Source organism: Intrasporangium sp., from assembly GCF_039812505.1.
Classification (GTDB): Bacteria; Actinomycetota; Actinomycetes; order Actinomycetales; family Dermatophilaceae; genus Intrasporangium_A.
On record NZ_JBDIAQ010000213.1, the window covers coordinates 1 to 4,435 of the forward strand.

Genomic DNA, 4,435 nt, shown 5'->3' on the forward strand with positions numbered 1-4,435 from the left:
CAGCAGCAGGCTGGTCAGCACGCTGGTGCGGTTGCGCAGCCCGAGCAGCCACAGCAGGAACCAGTAGAGCACCGCCTGCACCGGCAGCAGCAGCACCAGCAGCAGCCCGACCCGGACGTTCTCCATGGTCGGCAGGCCCTGGAACCCGATGCTGACGAAGAAGCCGACCAGCAGCAGCTCCTTGACCGTGAACAGGGTGTGGGACAGCTGGTCCGACCCCGGCCGCGGCGCGAGGATCAGGCCCATCACCAGCGCCCCGAGGCTGCCCGAGAGGCCGAGCCACTCGAACAGGGCGTATCCCGGGATCAGGGCCATCGCGATCCCGAACAGCGCGCCGAGCTCGCCGTGCCCGAGCCGGTACCAGCCCTTGGTGACCCAGGCCAGCGCCGGGATCACCGCGACGAGCCCGAGCGAGTAGAGGCTCGGCGGCTGCCCCCGGGAGACCGAGATGACCGCGACGGCCACGATGTCCTGGATGATCAGCACGCCGATGCAGATGTTGCCGTAGAACGCCTGCTCGTCGCCGCGGTCCTGCAGGATCTTGACCACGAAGATCGTGCTGGAGAACGACAGCACCAGCGCCACCGCGGCCAGCACCCGCAGCGACTCGGGCCCGAACGCCCCCAGCGCGCCCAGCCCGGCCAGGAACCCGGCACCGACGACGGTCATCAGCAGGATGTGCGCCCCGGCGGTCAGCCATACCTCCTTGCCGAGCAGGGTGCGCAGGTCCAGCCGCAGCCCGATCGCGAAGAGCATCAGCGTCACGCCGATCTCCGACATCAGCGAGAGCTCCTCGAGCTCGGGCACGTGCATCACGTTCAGCACGAAGCCCGCCGCCACGAAGCCGACCAGCGGCGGCATCGTCACCAGCCGGGCCAGCAGACCGCACCCGAAGACCACCGCCACGTAGAGCACGACGACGTCCATGGCCCCTACCATGCCTCAGCGGCGGGCCACCCGGGCGCCTGACCAGCCTGCGGACCCCTCGGCTCAGCGGTTCTCGGGCGCCGGCGTTGCGCCGCCATGCAGCGCCGGCGCCTGTGTGTCGCCGACGATCGCGTTGTGGGTGCGGCTCCAGGCGAGGTACTTGGCGCCCAGGTTGACCATCGCGGAGAGCCGGTTGCGGTTGGACAGCAGCGTCACGATGTGCACGCCGTTCCAGATCGCCCACGCGGGGAAGCCCTGCAGCCTGGGCAGCCCGGCCACCTCGGCGACGGCCGAGGCCCGCCCGATCGTGGCGAGGATGCCCTTGTCCTTGTACTCGAACGCCGGCACCGGCTCGGTGCCGGCCGCGATGAGCCGGCCCACGTAGTGGCCCTGCTGCATCGCCGGCTGGGCCAGCTGCGGCAGGGCGCCCTCGCCCTCGCCGACGCAGATGTCGCCCACCGCGTAGACCCGGTCCCGCCCGAGCACCCGCTGGTGGTCGTCGACGACGATCCGGTGCCCGGCGCCCTGCGGCACCCCCCAGGTGGCACCGACGTCCGGCACGGTGACGCCGCTGGCCCAGATGACGACACCGGCGGGCAGGAACTCGCCGTCCCCGACGACGACCCCGTCGGGGCGCACCGCGTTGACCTTGGTCGACAGGCGCAGGTCGACCCCGCGCCGGCGCAGCGAGTCGGCCGCGTAGGCGCGGCTCTCCGGGGCGAACGCGGTGAGCAGGTGCGGCGCCATCTCGACGAGGGTGACGTGCACCTTGTAGGGGTTCAGCTCCGGGTAGAGCACGGGCACGTCCTTGTTGCGCAGCTCGGCCAGCGCCCCGGCCGTCTCGACCCCGGTCGGCCCGCCGCCGACGATCACGATGCGCACGTCCTCGCCCCGGTGGTTGACCGAGGCCTCCTCGAGGGCCCAGAAGACCGCGTCGCGCACGGCCAGCGCCTCGGTGCGGGTGTAGAGCGGCATGGCGTGGTGCTCGGCGCCCGGCGTGCCGAAGTAGTTCGCGCCGACCCCCGTCGCGATCACGAGGTGGTCGAAGGCCAGCACCTCGCCGCTGGAGAGGGCGACTGTGCGGGCGTCGTGGTCGATCCGCTCGGCGGCGCCCTGCACGAACGTGACGTTGTCCTGCTTGGAGCGGACCGACCGCAGGAACCACGTCACGTCGCCGGGGTTCAGGGTGCCGGTCGCGACCTGGTAGAGCAGCGGCTGGAACGTGTTGTACGGGTGCCGGTCGACGAGGGTGACGTGGACGTCGGCCTTGCGCAGCGCGCGCACGGCCGCCAGCCCACCGAACCCTCCGCCGAGGACGACGACATGTGGTCGAGTTGCCATGTCCCCACCCTAGGCACGCGGCCCCGGGCGGACGGAAGCCCCGTGGGCGGCATCCGGACAAGGGGTATGCCGCCCAGCCGGGCGCGCGCGTCAGCGCCTACCGCGCCGGGAGCGCAGGTAGTCGGCCACGACGTACTCGCCGAGCCGGTCGACCGACGGGGTGAACACCCGGCCGGCGGCACGGCGAGCGACCGCGTCGACGAAACGGGCCAGCCCCGGGTCGTCGCCGAGCAGGAACAGGTTCAGCGTCGCGCCGGCCCGATGGAGCAGGTCAACCTGCGCCATCGTCGCGCGCACCGTGGCGGCGGTGGTCGGCCAGGCGAACGTCGGCACGCCCCGGGCGTCCAGGTGCGCGGTCGGCTCGCCGTCGGTGACCACCAGCACGAGCGGCTCGGCCTCGGGGTGCCGGCGCAGGTGCCGGGAGGCGAGCATCAGTGCGTGCTCGAGGTTGGTGCCCTGGACCCACTCCGGCTCGGCGTCGGCCAGCTGCACCGGGGTGAGCCGGCGGGCGGCCAGGGTGAAGCCGATGATCTCGAGGGCGTCCTGCCGGAACCGGGTCTGGACCAGATGGGAGAGGGCGAGCGCGGTCTGCTTCATCGGGCCCCACCGGCCCTCGTGGAACATCGAGAAGGACATGTCCACGCACAGCGCGACGGCCGCGGAGGTGCGCCGCTCCGTCTCGACGACCTCGAAGTCGGCGGTGCTCAGGTGCAGCGGGGCGGGCAGCAGCGCCACGCCGCCGCTGCTCGCCGCCGTCACCGGGTGGCCGGCACGTGCCGGGGGGCGGCTCCGACCGGCGCTGCGGGTGCGCAGCACGGCGTTCGAGACGGTCCGCACCACGTCGAGCGGCAGCTCGTCGCCGAAGGCCCACGTGCGGGTCAGCCCGGTCGGCTCGTCGGCCTGCCCGGACCGGCGGTCGTCGTGGTCGCCGCGGGTGGTCGCCAGCCCCTCGAAGACCCGCCGGAGCGCGGTCTCGCCGAGGCGGCGGACGGCCCGCGGGGTCAGGCGCAGCCCGTCCTCGTCGTGGGCCAGGTAGCCCTGCCGCTCGAGCTCGCGCTCGAGCCGTCGCAGCGCCTCGAAGTCCCGTGCGGCATCCGCGCCCAGGTGCCGCTCGAGCTGCTCGACGTCGACGTCGTCGAGGCTCGCCCCGCGGTAGCGCTGGCCCAGCTGCGCGCTCAGCGCCTCCAGGTCGGCGATCTCGGCGACCGCCTCGACGGCCGCGCCGTAGCCGAGCGGCTCGTCGCCCCGCATGGTCACCGGGGTGCCGCGATCGAGGCCGGGGCGCAGGGCGCGCAGGCTGTCGGCGAGCTGGGCCATCTCGCTGGCGAGGTCGGCGTCGGCGAGGGCGTCGCTCATCAGCTGGCTGAGCTGCTGGCGTTGCTGCGGGCCGAGCGAGGCGAGCATCCGGGCCGCGGCCGCCTGGCGCCGGGCGAGCGAGTCGACCAGCTCGTCGACGTCCTGCGGGTCGTCGGGGAACAGGTCGCCGTGCCTGTCCATGAACTCGCGGAACTGGTCGGCCGTGTCCTGTCCCCGGGCGTGCGCGGCCAGCAGCGAGTTGAGATCGGCGAGCATGTCCTTGACGTGCTGCATGGCCGCCGGGTCCTGTCCCGACAGGGCGGCCTTGAGGCCCTCGAACTGGGAGTCGAGCAGCTCGCGTCGCAGCAGCCGGGTGATCTGCTCGTAGGTCCGGGCCGCCTCGGACGAGTGCCACTCGTGCCCGGCCAGCGCGCGGACCGCCCCGGCGGTGTCGTCGGGCAGCGTGGCCAGGTCGAGCTCGGCCAGCCGGGCCGCGTCGGTGTCCTCGCGGGCGAGGGCGGCGCGCTCGTGGTCCAGCGCCCGCTCGAGCAGCTTGCGGACCTGGTCGAGGGTGCCGCCGAGGTTGCCGCGCCGCCGGGCGGCCGCGCGCAACCGGCGGATCCGGTCGGCGATCTCGTCCAGGCCGCGGTGCCCGTCCAGGCCCCGGCGCAGCACGTCGCGCAGGGCCTCTCGGGTGCTGCCGCCGGCCAGGACGTCACGGCCGAGCTCGTCCAGCGCCGAGCGGACGTCGTACGGCGGCGCGAGCGGGTCCGGCCCACCGTGCCACGGCCCGTACCGGAACCGGCTGTGCGGGCTGTCGCGTCGGCTGTCCGGGTCCCCGCTGCCGTTCATCCACTCACGCTACGCCCCT

General features: G+C 73.8%; 3 protein-coding genes. All 3 read right to left on the bottom strand.

The genetic code is table 11. The features are described 5' to 3' along the window. On the bottom strand, positions 1 to 927 hold a 927-nt coding region (locus tag WMI84_RS17075; RefSeq protein ID WP_347354977.1), incomplete at its 3' end, for a cation:proton antiporter. A gap of 63 nt (positions 928 to 990) precedes the next feature. Continuing rightward, a complete protein-coding gene (locus tag WMI84_RS17080; protein ID WP_347354978.1) occupies positions 991 to 2,268 on the bottom strand; it encodes an NAD(P)/FAD-dependent oxidoreductase in 1,278 nt (425 codons plus the stop codon). A 90-nt stretch (positions 2,269 to 2,358) separates the two neighbouring features. Continuing rightward, positions 2,359 to 4,416: a hypothetical protein gene (locus WMI84_RS17085; RefSeq protein WP_347354979.1), complete on the bottom strand. Its 2,058-nt coding sequence runs from the start codon at positions 4,414 to 4,416 to the stop codon at positions 2,359 to 2,361. Positions 4,417 to 4,435: the final 19 nt, after the last annotated feature.